The organism is Chryseobacterium sp. GW823-FHT05E08 (assembly GCF_058795655.1).
The window spans coordinates 249,666-270,774 of the sequence record NZ_JBXAHY010000006.1 but is presented as its reverse complement, the minus strand read 5'-3'; the positions used below and the strand labels follow the sequence as shown (position 1 = coordinate 270,774).

The window sequence follows — 21,109 nt, the reverse complement described above, 5'->3', positions numbered from 1 at the left end:
CGCTTTTTGTTATTAAAAAAAGATTTTTACTCTTTGAAATAGAAGGCTAAATAATAAAAAGTTGTTCAATTACAATTTGTAAAAGTTTAATAAATAATCCTTTAACATATCAAAAGCAGACGATACTCCCCATCATTCTCAACTGGAGCCCTATGAACACAAGGTAAAACTTTCTGTTCGGGATGATCTACGGCTAATTTCCAGAGATGTCCTAATCCCAGATTTATTGGTTCTGCATTAGGTTTAGGTTGATAATGCAAATCAAAATAATATTCCTTTAAGAAGGTTTCAAATTCTGCTTCCGAACCATTATGTAATTCTTTAAGTTTTTCGCGGATTTCTGAAATCAAAATTTTTTGTTCAACCTCATTATTGGATATAATATCGCTCGCAGCACCGTGATAAGTACATAAAAAAGTATTAGTACCAATAGTTGAACGATCTACATGAAAAGAATATACATCTGTTGAAATGAAATCAAGCTCCTCATCTCGTTCATAATTTTTAAGTAAATTAAGAGAAGGTGATGCTCCAAAATCGGTTAATAATTGTAAATCATTTAAAATAATTTCTCTTGCGATATTTCCATTTTCTGAAAGTTGTAGTGATAAAAGATCCTCAATGGAAACTTCCGTAATGTTCTCTTTTAAATGAAGTTGAGATACAATTTCTTTAAAATCTCCATTCAAATTTCTATTCCAGCAAATTGAATTCATTTCTCCCTGAAAATCGGTATTTATAAGTTCAGAAAAAGTAGAAACTAATCCAATTTGATTGCTGTCAGAAAACTTATCATTCATTTTTTTAAAGAAATATTTAATAGCTTAATTCTTTACAAAAATAAGGAATAGATTAGAAAAAAATATAATGTAACTATTGGTTTTTCAATGAATGTTAAATTGTTTTCATCAAATTCTCTTATTAGCAATCTGTGTTCTAATTTTCGAGTAAAATTATTGACTCTCAAATCGTTTCTGAAATAGATTTAGTAATTTCCAAATAATCTTCCACCAGATTATCAATATTTATTTCGTCAATTGGTCTAAATCCGAAGTAATAATAGTCTCCATGAGTTGGTTTTAGATATGTCTCAAAATTATGTTTAAGCTTTCTTGTTTTGATCTTTTTTAATGTATTGCTAATTCCTTCATAGTCTCACTTCTTTTTCCATAGTTTAATCACGTAATCTGAACCAATGATTGTATCACAAAAATCAAAAAGGTTATTAGAAAAAATATATGTTAAGGTTGGGGTGTATGTAGCATGATAAAAACTTTCTCTTAATGCTTTTAATAAAATTTCGACATCTTTTTTCTCAAATGCTATCTTGTTGGTATAATCTTCAGCACTTTTATCAAACTTTTCGGAATATTTAAAATGTATTTTTTGACTGCTTAGCAACCTATCGACGAATTTTCGTAGTGGTTTTATCTGATCATAATCTTCGGTGTAGTGCCCTATATCTAGCGAATTAGTGTCTGAATAGAGCACCATGTTTTGAGACGTTACAATGGCCATATTTTCATTCAGGTAAATTTTTGCGTGTAGATCTTCTATTAATATTGGTTCGATGCCTATTTTTCGCAACGGTTCCAGATTTTGATGTGCATTAGCTCTACAATAAAATGAAATTTTTATATTTCTATTTACGGCCAGTTTTAGACGTTTTTTCATTTTCTCCCAATCATTAATGTCTACATAAGGAGAAACAATAATTAATTCTTCTTCGGCTTCATCAATCAAAGTCATGATTTTAGATGAAATTTCTAATGGTTCTATGTAATTCATGCCTCATATTTTATGATTACTTGTCAAAGTTGAAAAAATATCAATATGTACTACTGTTAGTGCGTAAATTATTTTTGATTTGAAAGATAAGCATTAAATTTTTCATTTAGCATTTCACATTCATGCTGCAAAATACCAGATTCAATAATGGGAGGATTTCCCCATTTCGGAACAGTTTCAGTTTCAAGAATATTAAATTCTGAAGATTGCCCGCCAACAAAAGGTACAGAAACTCCAAAGACAATTTTTGAAATTTCGTGATGCCTGATGAGATAAGAACACATAATACAGGGTTCGTGAGTAGAGAACATGATAGATTTATCCAAAATATCTTTATGTCCTTTTTCCAATGCATCTTTAACCGCTAAAATTTCTGCGTGTTGAGTGATATCGCCTGTTGATTTTCCGGATTCAATTCCTCTGCCTATAATTTTATCTTCAAAAACCAGTAGAGATCCGACCGGAGGATTTCCTTTTTCTAATGCTTGTTTGGCGAGTTCAATGCATTCAAACATATATTTATCGTTGCTGTTCATTGTTTATTTTTTAATTAAGATTCACCTCTATTGAAGCCAATAGTATTTCTATAAACTTGGGGCGATATATCTGTTTTAATTTTAAAAACCCTGCTGAAATAGTATTCGTCATCATATCCGAGCTCGTAGGCTATTTCTTTAATCGTTTTATCGGTGAGGTATAATTCTCTTTTTGCTTCAATAATAATTCGTTCGGTAATCAGGTCAGAAAGTGTCTTATTAAAATGATTTTTTGTGATTCTTGCAAGTGAAGCAGGAGTTTGATGCAACATATCGGCATAGTCACTAACCGAATGTTTTATTTTGAAATTATCTTCTATCGCATTTTTAAGATTCTGGATAATAAATTGTTGTTTTACATCATTATTTCCTGTTTTTTGAAAAGATTGCTGGTCTAATTTTAATCTCGTGGCCATTACAAGCAAAATTTTAAGGTAAGAAACAAGCACTTCGTCTTTCCTGAAAGCTTCATCTTTCAGTTCATTTGCAATTCCTTGAATAAGGCTCATGATGGTACTTTTACAGCTTTCATCCAAATAAACAAATGGCTGTTGATAGATATTGTTGAATAAGATACCGTTAGCTGCAATTTCCTGATGATGACGGTAGATGCAAAAGAAATCATGGTGGAACTGTATCGAAATACCTCTCAATGGCTTTTCCGAACACAACATAAATGGCTGATAAGGATAGAATGCAAACAATGTATTCTCTTTAAATGAATAATCACACAGATCAACCTTAGCAGTTCCTTCACCGGAAGTTATTAGTATAAGCGTAAAATAATTATTACGCTGAATATGATCAAAATAACTATTGTTATCAAACTCAAATAATTTGAAAGCTAAATTTCCATTCTGCTGGTTCACGAGTGTATATACAGATTGAGATAACATAATGCTTACAATTTAATTAATATTTTTTATAATCTTAGAATTAAAAAACCGTCCTCCGAAGAAATCAGAGGACAGTTTTCAAAGTTTGGCTAGAAAATTAAAATATCATAACCTTCATTTCTCAGATTAAGAAAACTTGGCAGACCTGGAGTTCCCGGAACCTCATTATCATTCAATAAATCATAACCGGAAATTTCAGTACCAAACACCGCAACGCAACCTTTCGAAAGACCGTGTACATAATCTTTCACTTCCTTGTAAAGTCCATTCACCGGATGTTCAGGTTTTTCAAGTTGTTCTGGCCATCTTATACCTGCTCCCTGAAAAATGATTTTTACATCCTCACCCGCATGCTTAAATTCATATGCTGATGCTAAAGCGTTAAATACTCGTCCAAGTGATTCCTCTGAGCCAGCCTTGGGATCAGAAAGAATAATAATTGCTGTTTTTTTCATTATAAAAAATTTATTTACTCTGCAAAGATGTGGGAATAACGGTTTTTAAAGAATGGACGATTTTTACTTTATAATGGAGATTTTTTTGAGAAAAATTTAAAAATGATTGTTTTATTTAAAGCTTTTCTGACTTTGTCGAATTGTTGTTTTAAGGAGCTATTTCCAGCTATCCACTCATACTCCTCGTGCTGCCACACTCCATCGCTCAAACCCTCCCACGCTCCAACTCTTACTGCGGGGTAACCGTTTCTATCTGGGCTAGGGTGGCGGTTTTAATTCAAAAGAGATTTACGATCATAAAAATGGTCAATAAATCAATAATTTTAATTTTGAACAACATGTTGCAAAAATAAAGCGAACTTTCTCATGAAAGCTCGCTAAATTTTAAGTCTTAATTTTAAAATTTCTACAAAGAACCCGGTTTTACAAACGTCTGCCATCCTCGCATCGTATCAATAAAACGTTCGCTTAATCCTCCCTGACGAAGAAAATCAGCCGTCACAGGAAGTTCTGGACTGTCATACATCGGGTTTGCCTTTACCTGAAGAGGAAAGTCACGCTGAAGAATACCTGCCCGTGCAATTAAAACAAAATCACAGCCTTCATCCAAAAGCTCTCCCGCACGCTGTGCACTCATAATTTTACCGGCAGTCCCCAAGCGCACACCTTTACGAGGAAGTTCGGTAAAAACGCTGAGCATAGTTTTTCCTTGAAACTTTCCTTCCCGAACAACCTGAGCCGAATCCCAAAGAGCCAGATCCAAATAGTCAATGAGTTCACGATCAAAAATATCGGCAGTAATTTCACGTAACTCTTCCAAACGTAATCCGTAACGTTCAATCGACAGTCGCCAACCTATCTGAAAATCAGAACCGCATGCTTTACGAATTCCTTCTATAACCTCAATCGTGAAACGTGCCCGATTTTCTAAGCTACCACCGTACTTATCCTTACGGTCATTCAAATCCGGAGACATAAATTCCGAAAGAATCCACCCAAAAGCACCATGAACTGAAACTCCATCAAATCCTGCTAATTGCGCTCTTTTTGCCGCGGCGATGAAGCTGTCACGAATTCGATCTACTTCTTCAGTTGTGATGGCTTTAATATTGGGCAACGTTTTGCTCGAAGCAGGAGAGGGTATTCCTCCTAATAATGGTTTGGCTCGGTGTCCGGCATGGTGTAGCTGAACAGCAGACAATCCGCCTCCTTCATGAATTGCTGTGGCCATTTGAGCCAGACCCGGCAAATGGGCATCGCTGTGAATGCCTAACTGACGTTCAAATGCAATACCTCCTGCTTCCACAGTAGCGGCACTGGTTTGGATCAGTCCATAACAACTTTGCGAAAGCTGTTCAATCCATGATTGATCATATTGAGATGCTGTACCGTCAAAATCACTTTGCTGGCTGGTTAATGGTGCCAACATAAAACGGTTTCTCATTGCCGGACCATGCAGCAAAGTAAGTGGTTTGAATAAATCTGAAACAGACATTTTGTTTAAATTTTATGGTTTTTTATTTGTATCAATTTTTGTCTGTTGCAAAGATGCGTTCATGGGAGTTCGCGAAAAATGGAGGATTTTTACTATTTAATGGATGTTTTTGAGTATTAAATTGAAAATATTAAAACTATACTTCTGAAATCAAAAAAGGATTACCATGTTGGCAATCCTTCTTTTTGATCTTTCTAAAGCTTATATAGTCTAAGGTAAACTAATTTTTTTGCCCTGTTCAAGGAAAATATAATTGACTTTCAACGGATTATTTTTCAATAATTCCTCTTTTATAATCTCCGGATTATTACCTGTTGGTTTTCTGTGAGTGACTACGATATTAAGGTTTTCAAGATTTTTTTGTCCGATTTTTTCTTTCAATTTTCTTAATTCTTCTAACAATAATTTAGGCGTTAAATGTCCAAAAAGCGACTTTTCAGACTGACTGTTTGGAAAAGAAACTTCAATTAGTATCGTGTTTAATTGTCTTTTTTTTATCAATGGAGCGATGTCGTTCCAAATAGTATTCAATTTATCAGATTTCTCAACTCTGTCAGCGCCGGTATCGCCAAAATACAGCAAATAATGGTCCTCTTTTCTTACTAAAACAGCACTGCTTTTATAAGGATTTACATGACTTAGTTCGTAAGATTTCAGGAAAAAAGAAGTATTTGAGGCTGGAATTTCCACTCCTTCTTGCAGTTCATTATAATGATACTTTCCGAGTATTGGTTTTTGCCCCTGATCAGCAAAATTAATCCACGTATCATTTATAAAATAATGATTTTGAAGAATTTGAATTACTGGAGCAATAGCATAAATATCCTTTTTAGAATCAGCCGGAGAATTGATAATTAACCCAGATAAATGATCCAGATGACCGTGAGAAATAAAATATCCTTTAATCTGATCTTTTAAAACAGCTTCGGATGTTCCGGTCAAACTTTTCAATTCAATGGCTTTTCGAATTCCGGCATTTACTGTTCCTGCATCAAGACAAAGAAACGACTTGTCATTGGGCGTTCCTACCAAATAAGCCGATAAATTATCTTCCTGTTCTCCGCCATAAATGCCTAATGGAATAAGGTCAAAATTTTGTGCCTGAGAAGCAATGGATAACAAGATCGCAAATAAAGAAAATTTTATTTTTTTCATTATAATTAAAACTTAAAAAACTGAACTTTCATGGTAATTCAGGGCAAATTTACACTATTTATTTGAAGCTTTTTTGACTATGTTTAATTGTAATTAATTTTTTTAAGGAGCAATTTCCCGCTTTCTGCTGTATCTTTTTGGTTACGGCCTCCGCTTCGCTCCGGCTGCAACCAAAAAGGATGTCGCGCCAATCGGGGCTAGGGTTGTAGTCTTTTATTTCAACATTGAAGTCTCTACAAAGTTTGTCATACTGGAAGCGTCTAGGCGCAAATCTTTCTATTCTTTTTTCTAACAGTACGCTTAGATGCCTCCGGCATGAAAAATTATATGGATATAACTTGTAACTAAATTTTATCGCAGATAAAATTCTTGCGCCTTAAAAAGAATAATTTATATGAAAACTTTGCGCCTTTGCGATTAACTAATAACCAACAACGAGCAACCAACAACCAAAAACTTCTCCACATGAAAGAGCAGGATGCTGTAGGTTCCTAAAATGTATATTTTTATTTTTGTTAATTAGTTTAATTAAAATAATTCAGGATTTACTGAAAATAATTATGAAATTTCAAAATATATCAAAATTCCTATTATCTCTGTTCATACTTTTTTTCTTTTCATCAGCGGTGAAGAGTCAGGATAAATTTCCGGATGGAACGGACATTCCGCAATGGTTTAGAGATAACAAACCGACAGATATTAATAAGTTAGGAAAAAAATATATTCTTACAGATTTTGGAGTTAAAAATGACAGCACCATTCTCCAGACAAAACAGGTTCAGGCGATCATTGATAATGCAGCTAAAAATGGAGGAGGAGTTATTATTGTTCCAAAAGGCACATTTTTGATAAGCTCTATTTTTTTTAAACAAGGAACACATCTACATTTAGAAAAAGGAGCAGTTTTAAAAGGAAGTGATGACATCAACGATTTTCCGGTCGTGACAACAAGAATGGAAGGACAAACCGTAAAATATTTTCCGGCATTAATAAATGCAGACGGATTGGACGGTTTTACGATTTCAGGAAAAGGAACACTGAACGGAAATGGTTTACGCTTCTGGAAATCATTCTGGAAAAGACGTGAATGGAATCCTAAATGCACCAATATGGATGAAATGCGACCTCGTATCATCTACATTTCAAATTCTAAAAACGTTCAGATTGAAGATATTACCGTAAAAAATTCACCTTTCTGGAGTACACATTATTATAAAAGTCAATTCGTAAAGTTATTAAATTTAACAATTTTAGCTCCAAAAGAGCCTGTAAAAGCACCAAGTACAGATGCAATTGATATTGATGCGTGTTCTAATTTCTTAGTTAAAAATTGTTATTTATCAGTAAACGACGACGCCATTGCATTGAAAGGCGGAAAAGGTCCAAAAGCAGATAAAGACCCAAATAATGGTGAAAACAGAAACATTATCATTGAAAACAACACTTTCGGATTCTGCCATTCTGCATTGACTTGCGGAAGCGAATCGATTCACAATTACAATATCATTTTCAGAAATTCGACAGTGAATGATGCTTCGAGATTGCTGCATTTGAAAATGCGTCCGGACACGCCGCAACATTACGAATACATTACGCTTGACAATATCAAAGGAAACGTAAAAACTTTCTTATTTGTAAAAGGCTGGAGCCAGTTTTTTGATTTGAAAGGAGAAGAAGCGCCGAAAAGGAGATTAGCAAATAATATTGTCTTAAAAAATATAGACATCAGTTGTGAAACAGCTTTCGATATTGAAAAATCAGACCTGTACGAGTTGAAAGATTTTACGTTGGAAAATCTGAAAATCAAAGCATTAAAACCTGAAGAACAGAATTTAAATGCTATTGAAAATGTAAAGAAAACGAATGTAAATGTTACCAAAGTAGCTTCTTTAGGTCAATCATACGATAAAAAAGACGATTCCGACGAAGGCAAAAAATAATGAATTATTCTTCCAAAATATTCTTTCTGTTATGTTTGTGCTTCCAATTGCTGCATGCTCAAAGTAAGGAAATTCAATTCCTGAGCGGGACAGATTCTGAGCATACGAAAGAATGGGATTTTTGGATAAATGGAGGTCGGAAATCCGGAAATTGGGATAAAATTCAGGTTCCTTCTCAGTGGGAACAGCAGGGATTTGGCTCGTACAATTATGGAAGAGATTATGTGACGTACGGTAAAAATTTTAAATTTAATGATGAAGTAGGTTTATACAAACACAAGTTTTTGGTTCCAAATTCATGGAAAGGAAAATCCATCAACATCGTTTTTGAAGGCTCAATGACCGACACCGAAGTGAAAATTAATGGAAAACTTGCCGGAGCAATTCATCAAGGCGCTTTTTATGAATTTAAATATGATGTTTCAGACAAAGTAAATTTTGGAAAAGAAAATATTCTCGAAGTCAAAGTTTCCAAAATGTCCGCTGACAAATCTGTCAACAATGCTGAACGTCTTGCAGATTATTGGATTTTAGGAGGGATTTTCAGACCTGTTTATCTCGAGGCAACTCCAAAAGAAAACATTTCTTCAACATCAATTGATGCAAAAGCAGACGGAACTTTTCGTTCCAATATTCATTTAAAAGGAATTAATTCAGTCAATAATTTAAAAGTAGAATTATTTGATGCTAAAAATATTTTGATTGGAGAATCTCAAATTAAAATTGAAAAAGGAGATACTTTAAAACAAATCCAGTTTTCCTTTAAAAATCCCAAACTTTGGACGGCAGAAACTCCGAATGTATACAAAGCAAAATTCACTTTAAATAAAAATAAAAAAAACATCTACGAAACCGAAGAAAAATTTGGTTTCCGAACCATTGAAATCCGAAAAGGTGACGGAATTTACATCAACGGAACCAAGATTAAAATGAAAGGCATTAACCGTCACGTTTGGTGGCCGGAAACGGGTCGAGCAGTCAGCAAAAACATCGATTTAATGGACGTTCAGCTCATCAAAGAAATGAATATGAATGCCGTTCGCTGTTCGCATTATCCGCCCAATAAATCATTTTTAAAAATTTGCGATTCGTTAGGATTGTATGTTTTGGATGAATTGGCGGGTTGGCAAAAAAAATACAGCACAGAAGTTGGGAAAAAACTCGTGAAAGAAATGGTTACGAGAGATGCCAATCATCCCTCGATCATTTTTTGGAGCAACGGAAACGAAGGCGGACATAATTTTGATTTGGATACAGAATTTGCAAAATATGATGTGTCAAATCGCCCCGTCATTCACGCGCATCACAAGCCGGGAAATGCTTTCAACGGGATTGATTGTAATCATTACGAAGATTATTACAGCACACAAAAAATCCTCGAAGGAGAAAATATTTATATGCCGACCGAATTTTTGCACGCGCAGGATGATGGCGGCGGCGGAACTTCTTTAGCCGATTATTGGGAACTTCACTGGAACTCAAAAAAAGGCGCCGGAGGTTTTATTTGGGCGTTTGCAGATGAGGGCTTGGTGAGAACCGATTTCAATAATCAGATTGATGTAAATGCGATCAATGCTCCGGATGGAGTTGTGGGTCCGCATCGTGAAAAAGAAGGAAGTTTTTATGCGATCCGCGAAATTTACAGTCCGGTAAAAATTGATATTAAAACGATTTCAAACGATTTTAACGGAAATATTCCTGTGGAAAATCGATATCATTTCACGAATTTAAATGAATGTCAGTTTGAATGGAAATTGATCAAATTTAAAACACCATATTCCTCAGAATCAGGATTTGATGTTCTGCAAAAAGGAAAAGCAGAATCTCCGAATATTAAACCGACAGAAAAAGGAAATATCAATTTAAATCTTCCTCAAAACTGGAAAGAAAGTGAAGCTTTATCATTAACAGCGACCGACCCTTTCGGAAAAGAGATTTACACATGGACTTGGAAAATTTCGTCTAATGATGAAATTTCAAAACAGTTTCAGAAAACTTTAACGAAAGAATTTCCTGTTTCTGTTGTGGAAAATGATTCATTATTTATTTTAAAATCAGAAGAAAAAGAATTTTCAATCGGTAAAAAAGACGGATTATTAAAATCAGTTATTTTAGATAAAAAAGGCAAGAAAATGACCTTCCGAAACGGACCGGTTTTCGTGAATGGAAAAACAGAATTATTATCCATAAAATCTTTTGCGGAAGGGAAAAATCAAATCATTGAAGTATCCTATAAAAACGGAAATAAAATAATTTGGAAGCTGAATCCTAACGGAATTTTAGAGTTAAATTACGGATATGCACTTTCAGGCGATTATCCGTTTGTAGGCGTAAGTTTTGATTATCCCGAAAATTATGTCATCAATGCAAAATGGCTGGGAAAAGGTCCTTATCACGTCTGGAAAAACCGTACTCAGGGACAGACGTTTAATGTTTGGCAAAATTTGAAAAATTCAACAAGAACAGGTTCTTCACCTTGGATTTATCCTGAATTTAAAGGATATTATGACGATATTTCCTGGTTGCAGCTTGATACTGCAGAAGGGAAAATTACGATCGGAACAAAAGAAGAAAAGATGTTTGTAAGACTCTTTGATTTTTATGGAATTTACGGTGCCGAAGGTTATCCGAAATTACCAAGCGGAAATATTTCATTTTTAGATGCAATTCCGCCTTTGGGAACTGTTTTGGCATTTAACATTAACGATAAAACTGAATCTTTAGGAAAGGAAAGCGAACAGAATCATCTCAACGGAACTTTTAAAAGAACGCTTTATTTTTATTTCGGTTTGCCGGATTTAGGTGATGAAAATAAACAGTTTACAATGCCGAAAGAAAACATTTTAACGGATTAAATTATGAAAAAGATAGGATTTTTAATGGTTTTTTTAAGCTCGTTTTTGTTCGCGCAACAGACAACTTTCAAGTTTGATTTTGGCGGAAACAGAACGGAAAACGGATTTATTCCAATCACTTCAACCTCAAAATTTGACAAGAAAATTGGCTATGGATTTATGGATATCTCCAATTTAAAATCCGTTGACAATGGAGGAAATGCATTGACGGGAGACTATATCACCAGCGACAAACCTTTCTATTTTTCGGTGGTAATTCCTGAAGGAAATTATGATATAAAATTAGCGTTAGGCGACAGCAAAGGCAATTCTGAAACGACGGTTCGTGTAGAAAATCGCCGTCTGATGCTGGATGATGTGAAAACAAAAGAAAAGGAAATCATTGAAAAATCAATTACCGTTCATGTTAAAGACAGCATCATTCGTAATCAAAACGGAACTCAGATCGGGATCGTAAAATTAAAACCGAGAGAAACAAAATATCTGCATTGGGATAATTTGTTGACCATTGAATTTAATAATAAAGCTCCAAAAGTTTGTGCATTAATCATTCAACCCAACAAAACAGCAAAAACGATTTATATTACAGGAGACTCGACGGTTGTGGATGCGCAGTACGAGCCTTGGGCTTCTTGGGGACAGATGTTGCCGTATTTTTTTGTTCCGAAAGAAGTCGTGATTGCCAATTATGCCGAAAGCGGGGAAACGTTGAAAGCCTTTGAAGACCGCCACCGAATTGATAAAATTTGGAATAAGATAAAACCCGGAGATTATCTGTTCATCCAGTTTGGACATAATGACCAAAAGTATGGGAACAGCACGAAATCCGGCTACAGAAAAAGGTTAAAAGAATGGATTAATAAAGCGAAACAACTGGGAGCGATTCCGGTTTTGGTGACTTCAATGAATCGTCATGTTTTTGATGAAAACAATAAAATTGTCAATACTTTGGATGATTTTCCTTCCGCGATGCGTGAAATTGCAAAAGAAGAAAATGTATTTTTAATCGATTTAAATGCCATGAGCAAAACGCTATTCGAAGCGATGGGACCTGAAAATTCTAAAAAAGCATTTGTCTATTATCCCGCAAATTCTTATCCGAATCAACCGAATGCTTTGGCAGATGACACTCATTTTAATACATATGGAGCTTATGAATTGGCAGAATGTGTGGTAAAAAGTATTGTAGACCAAAAATTGCCTTTGAGTAAATTTGTTTCCAAAAATTACAAAGGTTTTGATCCAAATAAACCTGATGCAGCCGAAAAATTTCATTGGCCTGAAAGTATCTTTATGGAATCTTTAAAACCTGATGGAAATTGAAAAATAAATGGTTAAACAGGCGAACCACGAAGTGGTTCAATATGAATAGCTCCGGGTGAAACCCGGTGTAAAATGTGAATAACATCATGAAAAAAATCGGGATAATACCAATAATACCATCCACAACCGGTTAAAATATGAACATCATCTGGTAAAACCCGATTTGAAAAATAGGAATCAAAAATGAATATTAAAAATATCATAAAACTCAGTGTCATCTGTTTTGCCTTCGGAAATCTTTCCGCACAAAATCCGTGGCCCAAAACTACCGAAACCGCAAAACCATGGACGCGTTGGTGGTGGATGGGAAATGCTGTGGATGAAAAAGGATTGGATAAACAACTGACAACACTTAATAAAGCAGGTTTTGGAGGAGTTGAAATCGTTCCTATTTACGGAGCGAAAGGATTTGAAAATCAATATATTAATTATCTCTCTCCTGAATGGATGAAAATGCTTCAGTTCACCACAAACAAAGCAAAAAGTCTGAATATGGGCGTTGATATGGCGGTCGGAACGGGCTGGCCAATCGGAGGGCCGCAGGTAAGTGAAGAGGATGCTGCCACAAAAATGATTGTTCAGACTTATACAATTTCATCAGGCGAAAAATTTTCAGAAAAAATTGTTTTAAATGATGAAAAGCTTAAAAATTTAAAAACAATAAAACTCGATATTGTAACCGCTTACAATGAAAAAAATGAAGCGGTTGTCTTAAACGATAAAATCACAAATGACGGCTCTCTCAATTGGAAACCCGATTCCGGAAAATGGACGATCTATGCGGTTTTTACAGGTAAAACTTTACAAAAAGTAAAACGAGCAGCTCCGGGTGGTGAAGGATATACATTAGATCATTTTTCGCCTGTTTCAACGGTAAATTATCTTAAAACTTTCGATAAAGCTTTTGGAAACTCCAATTACGGCGTGCGTTCTTTTTTTAATGACAGTTACGAAGTTTATAATGCCGATTGGACGCCTGATTTTAAAAATGAATTTAAAAAAAGGAGAGGATATGATCTAAGTCCGTACATCAAATATTTGATTAATAATGATGAAAACGAGGTAACGACAAGAATTAAATCTGATTACAGACAAACGTTGAGCGAATTGATTTTACACAATTTTGCAGATAATTTCACCAACTGGGCGCATTCCAAAAACTCAAAAAATACCAATCAGGCGCACGGCTCACCCGGAAATTTGCTGGATTTATACGCCGCAGTCGATATTCCTGAATCTGAAACTTTTGGAAGTTCTATTTTTGAAATTCCTGGCTTGAGAAGAGACAGCGCAGATATTCAAAAATCAGATATGCCTGATTTTAATATGTTGAAATTTGCTTCTTCTGCAGCCAATGTTACAGGCAAAAAATTAACTTCAAACGAGACTTTTACGTGGCTTACGGAGCATTTCAAAACCTCTTGGTCACAGGCAAAACCAGAAGTTGAGCAGGTTTTCTTATCGGGAATCAATCATGTTTTTTATCATGGGACAACTTACACGCCGGCTGATGTTTCTTTTCCGGGGTGGTTATTTTATGCTTCGACGAATTTTGTTCCCGAAAATAGTTTATGGCCACATTTAAGTGGATTGAATTCTTATGTTGAACGTACTCAAAGTGTTTTGCAAAGTGGAAAATCTGATAACGAATTGCTGATGTACTGGCCTATTTATGACCAATGGGCAAGTTCAAAAGGAAAAGATATTGCTTTTAAAGTTCATAACGTTGAAAAGTGGTTGCAGCCAACTCCGATGTATGAGAATTTGAATAAACTAAACAAAATGGGTTATTCACTTGATATGATTTCAGACAAAATGATTAACGAATCAAAATCGGAAAATCAGAAAATTCAGACTGCAAAAGAAGGATCTTCTTATCAGGTTTTAATCATTCCGGAATTGACATATTTACCGGAAACTACGTTAAATGATATTTTGAAATTAGCCCAAAATGGCGCTTCAATTATTTTTCAAAACGAACCAAAAGATATTCCCGGAAACTTTGAAGTGGAGAAAAGAAGAAATCAATTAAAATCTTTATGGAATCAAATTCCGTTTCAAAATCAAGGTGGAAATATAAAAATTGCAAGCTTTGGAAAAGGTAAAATTGTTTTAAGTTCAGATGTTGAAAAAGGATTAGAATATTTGAAAATTCAAAGAGAAAAATTAACGGACACGGGATTGAAATTTGTGAGAAGACAGTTTGACGGCGGAAAATATTATTACATTGTCAATCATACTTCAAAGCAAATCAATCAATTTGTTCCTATTAATTATACAGGAAAGCAAACGACGATAATGAATCCTGAAAACGGAGATTTTGGAGTTGCCGAAATGCAAAATAATTCTGTTCGAATTCAGTTGAAATCCGGAGAATCTTTAATTCTGAAAAATTCTGAAACTGTTGATTCATCCATCTCAAAATGGAAATATGCAGAGAAGACAGACGCTCCGATAATTTTAGATCAGACTTGGCAATTGAGTTTCAAAGAAGGCGGTCCCGAACTTCCAAAATCAAGAAATTTAAAAAAACTGGAACCTTGGACGAATTTTTCTGACGATCCTGCAACGCAAAGTTTTTCAGGAACAGGAATTTACACCACGACTTTAAATGTAAAGAAAAAAAATGCAGACGATTATCTTTTAAAATTTGATAAATTGTACGAAAGTGCAAAAGTGATTGTCAACGGTCAGGATGCGGGAATTGTCTGGAGTATTCCTTTTGAAATTAACATTGGAAAATACCTGAAAAAAGGTAAAAATACCATTCAAATAGAAGTTTGTAATTTAATGACGAATAGAATTCGATATATGGATCAGAATAAAATTACGTGGCGAAATTATAATGAGATTAATTTTGTAAACATTAATTATAAACCGTTTGATGCATCCAACTGGAAAGTTCAGCCTTCTGGTTTGGATGGTAAAATTCAAATAATTCCACTAACTTACTCGAAATAAATTTTAAACATAATGAAGCAGACTATTTTAAAAAAAATTGCATTAGGAACCTGTTTTTTGCTGGCTGGTTTTTACTATTCTCAAAACAAACCAAAAGTCGTGTTGGATAATTTTTTCAATAACGAAAAACAGCAAGACAAGGAAACCGGAGAATTAAAATCCGTGCATTATACATGGGAAGATAAAACAAACGGTGGATTTTCTTTGTTAGGCGAAATCTTCACAAAGCAAGGTGCGGAAATCAGCACTCTGAAAACGGCTCCCTCAAAAAAAGATTTGAAAACGGCCAATGTCTACATCATTGTAGATGCGGATATTGACAAAGAAGCTTATGGAGGAAAGGCAAATTTAATTGATCCGGCAAGTATCAAAAATCTGGTAAAATGGGTTAAAGATGGTGGCATTTTAGTTTTGCTAAGCAATGATCACGGCAATTCTGAATTTGAACATTTTAACAAACTGGCCGGAGAATTCGGAATTCATTTCAATGATGACAGCTATAACCGCGTTCAAAAAAGAGAATTTGAGCAAGGTGCAGTAAACGTTCCGTCAGGAAATGAAGTGTTCTCTCAGCAGAAACTATATATGAAAGAAGTGAGTTCGATCGATGTAAAATCGCCTGCAAAAGCTATTTTGACGGCAGAAAATAAAAACATTGGAGCTGTCGCTAAATTTGGAAAAGGGACGGTTTTCGCATTGGGTGATCCTTGGTGTTATAATGAGTACATCGACGGCAAAAAATTACCGACAGATTTTACCAATTATCAAGGAACAGAAGAATGGGTAAAATGGTTATTGGAACAAGTTTCCAAAAAATAATCAAATCTGTGCAATCGATTGAATTTGTCTGATGAATATTTGGGCAGCTTAATCCGCCTTCCACTCCCAATCTTTTTGTTACACTGCGTTTCACAAAAAGGATTTCCGTTCAAGTCGGGCTGCGAGAGATTCAACGGGAAAATCCTTGTCAAGGTTCAAAACCTTGACAAGGATAAATCAACATAAATGGCTTTTTTATCCTGAGTTTGTCGAAGGAAGCCAAAACATAAAAATTTTACTAAAAATAATGTAGAATTATGAAAATCAAGTATATCTTTATTACATCCGCTATTTTTCTTTCGCAAGCAATTTTTGCACAAAGACAAATGGAATACCTGAAAAGAGGAATCGTAGCCATACCTGCAGAATCAGGTGTTTTTGTAAGCTGGCGTTTGTTGGGAACAGAAGCCCAAAATACTCAGTTTGATCTCTATCGAACTGAAAATAATTCAACCAAAAAATTGAATGAAAAGCCGCTGCTCAATGAGACTAATTTTTTAGACAAAACAGCAGACAAAGCAAAGAATTATACTTATTTCGTGAAATCCAACACTGAGGATAAAACGGTAGATGATGATTCTGCGAAGTATGTAGCTTCTCAAAAACCGTATTTTTCTATCCCTTTAAAAACTCCGGCCGGATATACCCCAAATGATATTTCTGTTGCAGATCTTGACGGTGATGGGGAATATGAAATCATCCTTCATCAAACCGGACAATCCCGTGATAACAGCCAGAAAGGGATTACGGATGAACCTATTATTCAGGCTTACAAAATGAATGGAACGTTCTTATGGGAAATCAATTTAGGGAAAAACATACGAGAAGGCGCTCATTATACACAATTTCTGGTGTACGATCTAGATCAGGATGGTAAAGCGGAAATCGTAATGAAAACCGCAGATGGATCAAAGGACAGTAAAGGAAAAGTTATTGGAGATGCCACAAAAAATTACGTCAATGAAAACGGATTTATCCTTTCAGGTCCTGAATATCTGACAGTTTTTAATGGCGAAACAGGAGAAGAAATTAATACCGTCAATTATCAGGTTCCAAGATTTGCAGGGAGTTTGAATCCAACTGATGAACAAATGACCGAAACCTGGGGCGATGCAAAAGGAAATCGTATAGACCGATTTTTGGGAGCAGTAGCTTATTTAGACGGTAAACATCCGAGTGTTGTAATGTCGAGAGGGTATTACACAAGAACTGCGATTGCAGTTTGGGATTATAAAGATAAAAAACTCAGTCTGAGATGGTTATTTGATACCGAAAGTTCAGAAGAAAATAAAAAATTTCGTGGACAGGGAAACCACAACCTAAGCATTGCTGATGTTGATAACGACGGAAAAGATGAGATTGTCTATGGCGCAATGACCGTCGATGACAATGGAAAAGTCTTAAACAGCACAGGCTATGGTCACGGCGATGCTTTGCACGTTGGTGACTTAGATCCTTCAAATCCGGGATTGGAAATTTTTGATATTCAGGAAAGATTCGACAATGCAGGCTCACATTTCAGAGATGGAAAAACGGGAAAGGTTTTATGGAAATTACCTTCTTTAATTTACAGTAAGCAAGGCAAATTCCAAGGTCCGGGAAGAGGTCTTTCATTAAATATAGATCCTCGTTACCAAGGTTCTGAATGTTGGGCTGCCGGAGCGGGAGTTAAAGGTCTTTACGATGCCAAAGGAAATAAAATCAGTGAAAAAAATCCGTCAGTTAATATGGGAATTTACTGGGATGGAGATTTTTTAAGTGAAATTTTAGACGGAACTTCCGTGTCAAAATGGGACTGGAAAAATGAGAAATCAAACTTGATATTTGATGCTAAAGATTTTCAGTGTGAATCAAACAACGGAACTAAGAAAAATCCTTCTTTAGTTGCAGATTTATTTGGAGACTGGAGGGAAGAAGTAATTTACAGAACCTCAGATAATCAGGAACTTCGAATTTTCAGTTCGACAATTCCTACGAAGCACCGTTTGTACACTTTGATGCACAATCCGCAATATCGTTTGAGTATCGTTTGGCAAAATGTAGGCTACAATCAGCCCCCGCACACGGATTATTATTTGGATGAATCTGTTAAAGAAATTCCGAAACCAAATATAATTACTGTAAAGCATTAAATTATCAATAGGAATGGGCTTTAGCCCGTTTTTAAAATTTAAAATAACCATTTGGCTTTAGCCAAAGTCTAAAATAAGATTTAAATTAAACTAAATAAAAAGATAATAATTATGAAAAAGATACTCATGAGAACTGCTGTTTTTGCAGTAATTTTTGGAGCTTTATCCTCATGTTCAGTTCAAAAATCAGCAACAAATAATATTGATCTTCCCAATAAAAAAGAAGTTCTGGAAACTGCAGAAAGAGCCAACCAATATTTCATGGACAAATGGCCAGATACCGGAAAAGAAATTGTAGGAAAAAAAGTTTGGCCAAGCAATCTGTGGACGCGTGCAGTTTATTATGAAGGATTAATTGCATTATATAAAGTAGATCCTAAAAAAGAATATTACGACTACGCAATGTCATGGTCTGAAAAGCATAATTGGGACATGATGCGCGACACTTATACGCGTAACGCTGATAATCAAGCTTGTGGACAAACGTATTTGGATCTTTATGAAATCGATGGTAAGAAAAATCTGGAGAGAATTAAATTGGTAAAAGCTTCCATAGACAGTATGATGGCTACTAATAAAGTAGACGACTGGTGGTGGATTGATGCGCTTCAAATGGGAATGCCTATTTTCACAAAACTAGGTAGAATGACAGGTGAGAAAAAGTATTTCGATAAAAATTACGAAATGTATGCCTTCACAAAATACAAGCACGGAGGAAATGGTCTGTACAATCCAAAAGACAAACTTTGGTGGAGAGATAAAAGCTTTGTACCGCCTTATAAAGAACCAAACGGGGAGGACTGCTATTGGAGCCGTGGAAATGGTTGGGTAGTTGCTGCTTTGGCTCGTACATTGGAAGATACTCCAAAATCTGATCCTCATTATCAGGAATATTTGCAGGATTACAAAGATTTGTTATCAGCATTGCTTCCAATTCAGAGAGAAGATGGATTTTGGAACGCGAGTTTGCATGATCCCACCAATTTCGGAGGAAAAGAAATGACAGGAACCGCTCTTTTCGTATATGGAATGGCATATGGAATCAACAACGGTTTGATTGATAAAAAAACGTATTTGCCTGTTGCTATCAAAGCTTGGAATGCGATTGCAAAAGATTCTGTTCAGCCTAATGGATTTTTAGGTTGGGTGCAGGGAACAGGAAAGGAACCAAAAGATGGTCAGCCACTTTCTGTAAGCAAAGAACCTGATTTTGAAGATTATGGATTGGGCTGTTTATTGCTTGCAGCCAGTGAAGTTTATAAATTGAAATAACTTTTTATTTCCCACAGATTTCACAGATTTGCACAGATGAATGCGCATAATTTGACAATTTAAATAAGGTATAACGTAAACATCTGTGCAAATCTGTGGGAGAAAAATTACTTTAAATATCCATATGGTCGGGCTTTAGCTCGACTAATTAGCCAAAAACTTAAAAAATTATATACAACCTTAAAGCTTCAATATTTAATTAATATTAATAGAATTAAGAAAAAACCTTAATTTTATTATCGAAAAGAGAATATACTATGAATTGCATGACACTACAAGATGCGCAATCGATTTCATATATTTAATTTTCAAATTCTAACCATAAGATAAATTATGAATGCATTATTAGGGATTTTTTTCCATTTCTTAGGAGGCTTTTCTTCGGGAAGTTTTTATTTACCGTACAAAAAAGTAAAAGGATGGAACTGGGAAACATATTGGTTGATAGGAGGGGTCGTTTCGTGGATCATTGTTCCGCCTTTAGCAGCATTTCTTACCATTCCTAATTTTTGGGAAATTATACAGAATGAGAGCTCTTCAATCTTGGGACTGACGTTTTTGTTCGGTGCCTTGTGGGGAATTGGTGGTTTTACTTATGGTCTAGGCGTTCGATATTTAGGAGTTGCACTTGGAAGCAGCATTATTTTGGGGCTTTGCATGGTATTTGGTTCGTTAGTTCCATCAATATATTATGAATTTTCTCCGCAAACAGGAAAAGACAGCATCGGTTTGCTGATTTCCAATAAATGGGGACAGATGGTTTTGTTAGGTCTTTTTGTCTGTGTCATCGGAATCGTCATCAGCGGAAAAGCTGGGATGATGAAAGAAAAAGAATTGAAAACAGATTCATTAGATCCTCATGGTACTCAAGTAAAAACGGAATATAAATTCGGTTTAGGATTAATAGTTTCCATCATATCAGGAGTTTTAAGTGCTTGTTTTAATTTTGGTCTGGAAGCAGGAAAACCAATGGCAGACGTAGCCAATGAATTGTGGAAAAATGCAAATCCGGGACAGGGAGAATTCCTTTTTCAAAACAATGTAACGTATGTCGTTGTCCTTTGGGGCGGAATGGCGGTCAATCTGATAGGCTGTTTATATTTAGCTATTAAAAATAAATCTTATACAGATTACGTGAAAAAAGATGTACCGGTTTTACGAAACTTAATTTTTTGCGCACTTGCCGGAACAATGTGGTTTTTACAGTTTTTCTTCTATGGAATGGGAGAAAGCAAGATGGGAAATGGTGCCAGTTCGTGGATTTTACACATGGCATTTATCATTTTAATCGCCAATTTATGGGGTGTTATCATTAAAGAATGGAAAGGAGTTTCTAAAAAAACAACTTCTACTATAGCTGTAGGAATGACGGTAATGTTTATTTCTATTTTGATCGTAGGATATGGAAATTCCTTACGTTAGAATCATTTTTCGGTAACCTTTACAATCCTTTTAAATTATCATCATACAGGTAATATATAG

General features: G+C 35.1%; 15 protein-coding genes. 8 read left to right on the top strand and 7 right to left on the bottom strand.

What is annotated here, in order from left to right:
• Nucleotides 1-101: 101 nt before the first annotated feature.
• The 7 genes from AC1Q7L_RS19220 to AC1Q7L_RS19190 all read right to left on the bottom strand — a co-directional run bounded on the left by AC1Q7L_RS19220 (nucleotide 102) and on the right by AC1Q7L_RS19190 (nucleotide 6,325).
• Nucleotides 102-800 (bottom strand): DUF1826 domain-containing protein, encoded by a 699-nt coding sequence (locus AC1Q7L_RS19220; protein WP_492307303.1) that lies wholly within the window; start codon nucleotides 798-800, stop codon nucleotides 102-104.
• Nucleotides 801-1,155: 355 nt separating this feature from the next.
• A complete protein-coding gene (locus tag AC1Q7L_RS19215; protein WP_492307304.1) occupies nucleotides 1,156-1,788 on the bottom strand; it encodes a phospholipase D-like domain-containing protein in 633 nt (210 codons plus the stop codon).
• A gap of 68 nt (nucleotides 1,789-1,856) precedes the next feature.
• Nucleotides 1,857-2,324 (bottom strand): nucleoside deaminase, encoded by a 468-nt coding sequence (locus AC1Q7L_RS19210; protein WP_492307305.1) that lies wholly within the window; start codon nucleotides 2,322-2,324, stop codon nucleotides 1,857-1,859.
• A gap of 14 nt (nucleotides 2,325-2,338) precedes the next feature.
• A complete protein-coding gene (locus AC1Q7L_RS19205; RefSeq protein WP_492307306.1) occupies nucleotides 2,339-3,220 on the bottom strand; it encodes a helix-turn-helix domain-containing protein in 882 nt (293 codons plus the stop codon).
• 89 nt (nucleotides 3,221-3,309) lie between these two features.
• Nucleotides 3,310-3,675, bottom strand: a complete 366-nt coding sequence (locus tag AC1Q7L_RS19200; RefSeq protein WP_492307307.1) for a DsrE family protein — start codon at nucleotides 3,673-3,675, stop codon at nucleotides 3,310-3,312.
• 406 nt (nucleotides 3,676-4,081) lie between these two features.
• Nucleotides 4,082-5,170 (bottom strand): NADH:flavin oxidoreductase, encoded by a 1,089-nt coding sequence (locus AC1Q7L_RS19195; RefSeq protein ID WP_492307308.1) that lies wholly within the window; start codon nucleotides 5,168-5,170, stop codon nucleotides 4,082-4,084.
• Between the two features lie 210 nt (nucleotides 5,171-5,380).
• A complete protein-coding gene (locus tag AC1Q7L_RS19190; RefSeq protein WP_492307309.1) occupies nucleotides 5,381-6,325 on the bottom strand; it encodes a 3',5'-cyclic-nucleotide phosphodiesterase in 945 nt (314 codons plus the stop codon).
• Nucleotides 6,326-6,885: 560 nt separating this feature from the next.
• On the opposite strand from AC1Q7L_RS19190, the gene AC1Q7L_RS19185 reads away from it, so the two are divergent.
• From AC1Q7L_RS19185 to rhaT, 8 genes are all read left to right on the top strand, one after another.
• The gene (locus AC1Q7L_RS19185) at nucleotides 6,886-8,265 is read left to right on the top strand and encodes a rhamnogalacturonidase (RefSeq protein WP_492307310.1); all 1,380 of its coding nucleotides are present in this window, start codon (nucleotides 6,886-6,888) and stop codon (nucleotides 8,263-8,265) included.
• On the top strand, nucleotides 8,265-11,120 hold the full coding sequence (locus AC1Q7L_RS19180; RefSeq protein WP_492307311.1) for a glycoside hydrolase family 2 protein: 2,856 nt from the start codon (nucleotides 8,265-8,267) through the stop codon (nucleotides 11,118-11,120). The genes AC1Q7L_RS19185 and AC1Q7L_RS19180 overlap by 1 nt, the downstream gene beginning before the upstream one ends.
• 3 nt (nucleotides 11,121-11,123) lie before the next feature.
• Complete coding sequence (locus AC1Q7L_RS19175) at nucleotides 11,124-12,443, top strand: rhamnogalacturonan acetylesterase (RefSeq protein WP_492307312.1); 1,320 nt, start codon at nucleotides 11,124-11,126, stop codon at nucleotides 12,441-12,443.
• 183 nt (nucleotides 12,444-12,626) lie between these two features.
• A complete protein-coding gene (locus AC1Q7L_RS19170) occupies nucleotides 12,627-15,404 on the top strand; it encodes a glycosyl hydrolase (protein ID WP_492307313.1) in 2,778 nt (925 codons plus the stop codon).
• A 12-nt stretch (nucleotides 15,405-15,416) separates the two neighbouring features.
• On the top strand, nucleotides 15,417-16,223 hold the full coding sequence (locus AC1Q7L_RS19165; protein WP_492307314.1) for a DUF4350 domain-containing protein: 807 nt from the start codon (nucleotides 15,417-15,419) through the stop codon (nucleotides 16,221-16,223).
• Nucleotides 16,224-16,480: 257 nt separating this feature from the next.
• Nucleotides 16,481-18,355, top strand: a complete 1,875-nt coding sequence (locus tag AC1Q7L_RS19160) for a rhamnogalacturonan lyase (protein WP_492307315.1) — start codon at nucleotides 16,481-16,483, stop codon at nucleotides 18,353-18,355.
• 111 nt (nucleotides 18,356-18,466) lie between these two features.
• Complete coding sequence (locus tag AC1Q7L_RS19155) at nucleotides 18,467-19,627, top strand: glycoside hydrolase family 88/105 protein (RefSeq protein WP_492307316.1); 1,161 nt, start codon at nucleotides 18,467-18,469, stop codon at nucleotides 19,625-19,627.
• Between the two features lie 333 nt (nucleotides 19,628-19,960).
• Nucleotides 19,961-21,049: an L-rhamnose/proton symporter RhaT gene (gene rhaT, locus AC1Q7L_RS19150; protein WP_492307317.1), complete on the top strand. Its 1,089-nt coding sequence runs from the start codon at nucleotides 19,961-19,963 to the stop codon at nucleotides 21,047-21,049.
• The last annotated feature ends 60 nt before the right edge of the window (nucleotides 21,050-21,109 follow it).

What these genes read in the sequence shown, in the direction of transcription:
- AC1Q7L_RS19220 (WP_492307303.1), bottom strand. Translation starts at nt 800, where the DNA reads ATGAATGATAAGTTTTCTGACAGCAATCAAATTGGATTAGTTTCTACT.
- AC1Q7L_RS19215 (WP_492307304.1), bottom strand. Translation starts at nt 1,788, where the DNA reads ATGAATTACATAGAACCATTAGAAATTTCATCTAAAATCATGACTTTG.
- AC1Q7L_RS19210 (WP_492307305.1), bottom strand. Translation starts at nt 2,324, where the DNA reads ATGAACAGCAACGATAAATATATGTTTGAATGCATTGAACTCGCCAAA.
- AC1Q7L_RS19205 (WP_492307306.1), bottom strand. Translation starts at nt 3,220, where the DNA reads ATGTTATCTCAATCTGTATATACACTCGTGAACCAGCAGAATGGAAAT.
- AC1Q7L_RS19200 (WP_492307307.1), bottom strand. Translation starts at nt 3,675, where the DNA reads ATGAAAAAAACAGCAATTATTATTCTTTCTGATCCCAAGGCTGGCTCA.
- AC1Q7L_RS19195 (WP_492307308.1), bottom strand. Translation starts at nt 5,170, where the DNA reads ATGTCTGTTTCAGATTTATTCAAACCACTTACTTTGCTGCATGGTCCG.
- AC1Q7L_RS19190 (WP_492307309.1), bottom strand. Translation starts at nt 6,325, where the DNA reads ATGAAAAAAATAAAATTTTCTTTATTTGCGATCTTGTTATCCATTGCT.
- AC1Q7L_RS19185 (WP_492307310.1), top strand. Translation starts at nt 6,886, where the DNA reads ATGAAATTTCAAAATATATCAAAATTCCTATTATCTCTGTTCATACTT.
- AC1Q7L_RS19180 (WP_492307311.1), top strand. Translation starts at nt 8,265, where the DNA reads ATGAATTATTCTTCCAAAATATTCTTTCTGTTATGTTTGTGCTTCCAA.
- AC1Q7L_RS19175 (WP_492307312.1), top strand. Translation starts at nt 11,124, where the DNA reads ATGAAAAAGATAGGATTTTTAATGGTTTTTTTAAGCTCGTTTTTGTTC.
- AC1Q7L_RS19170 (WP_492307313.1), top strand. Translation starts at nt 12,627, where the DNA reads ATGAATATTAAAAATATCATAAAACTCAGTGTCATCTGTTTTGCCTTC.
- AC1Q7L_RS19165 (WP_492307314.1), top strand. Translation starts at nt 15,417, where the DNA reads ATGAAGCAGACTATTTTAAAAAAAATTGCATTAGGAACCTGTTTTTTG.
- AC1Q7L_RS19160 (WP_492307315.1), top strand. Translation starts at nt 16,481, where the DNA reads ATGAAAATCAAGTATATCTTTATTACATCCGCTATTTTTCTTTCGCAA.
- AC1Q7L_RS19155 (WP_492307316.1), top strand. Translation starts at nt 18,467, where the DNA reads ATGAAAAAGATACTCATGAGAACTGCTGTTTTTGCAGTAATTTTTGGA.
- rhaT (WP_492307317.1), top strand. Translation starts at nt 19,961, where the DNA reads ATGAATGCATTATTAGGGATTTTTTTCCATTTCTTAGGAGGCTTTTCT.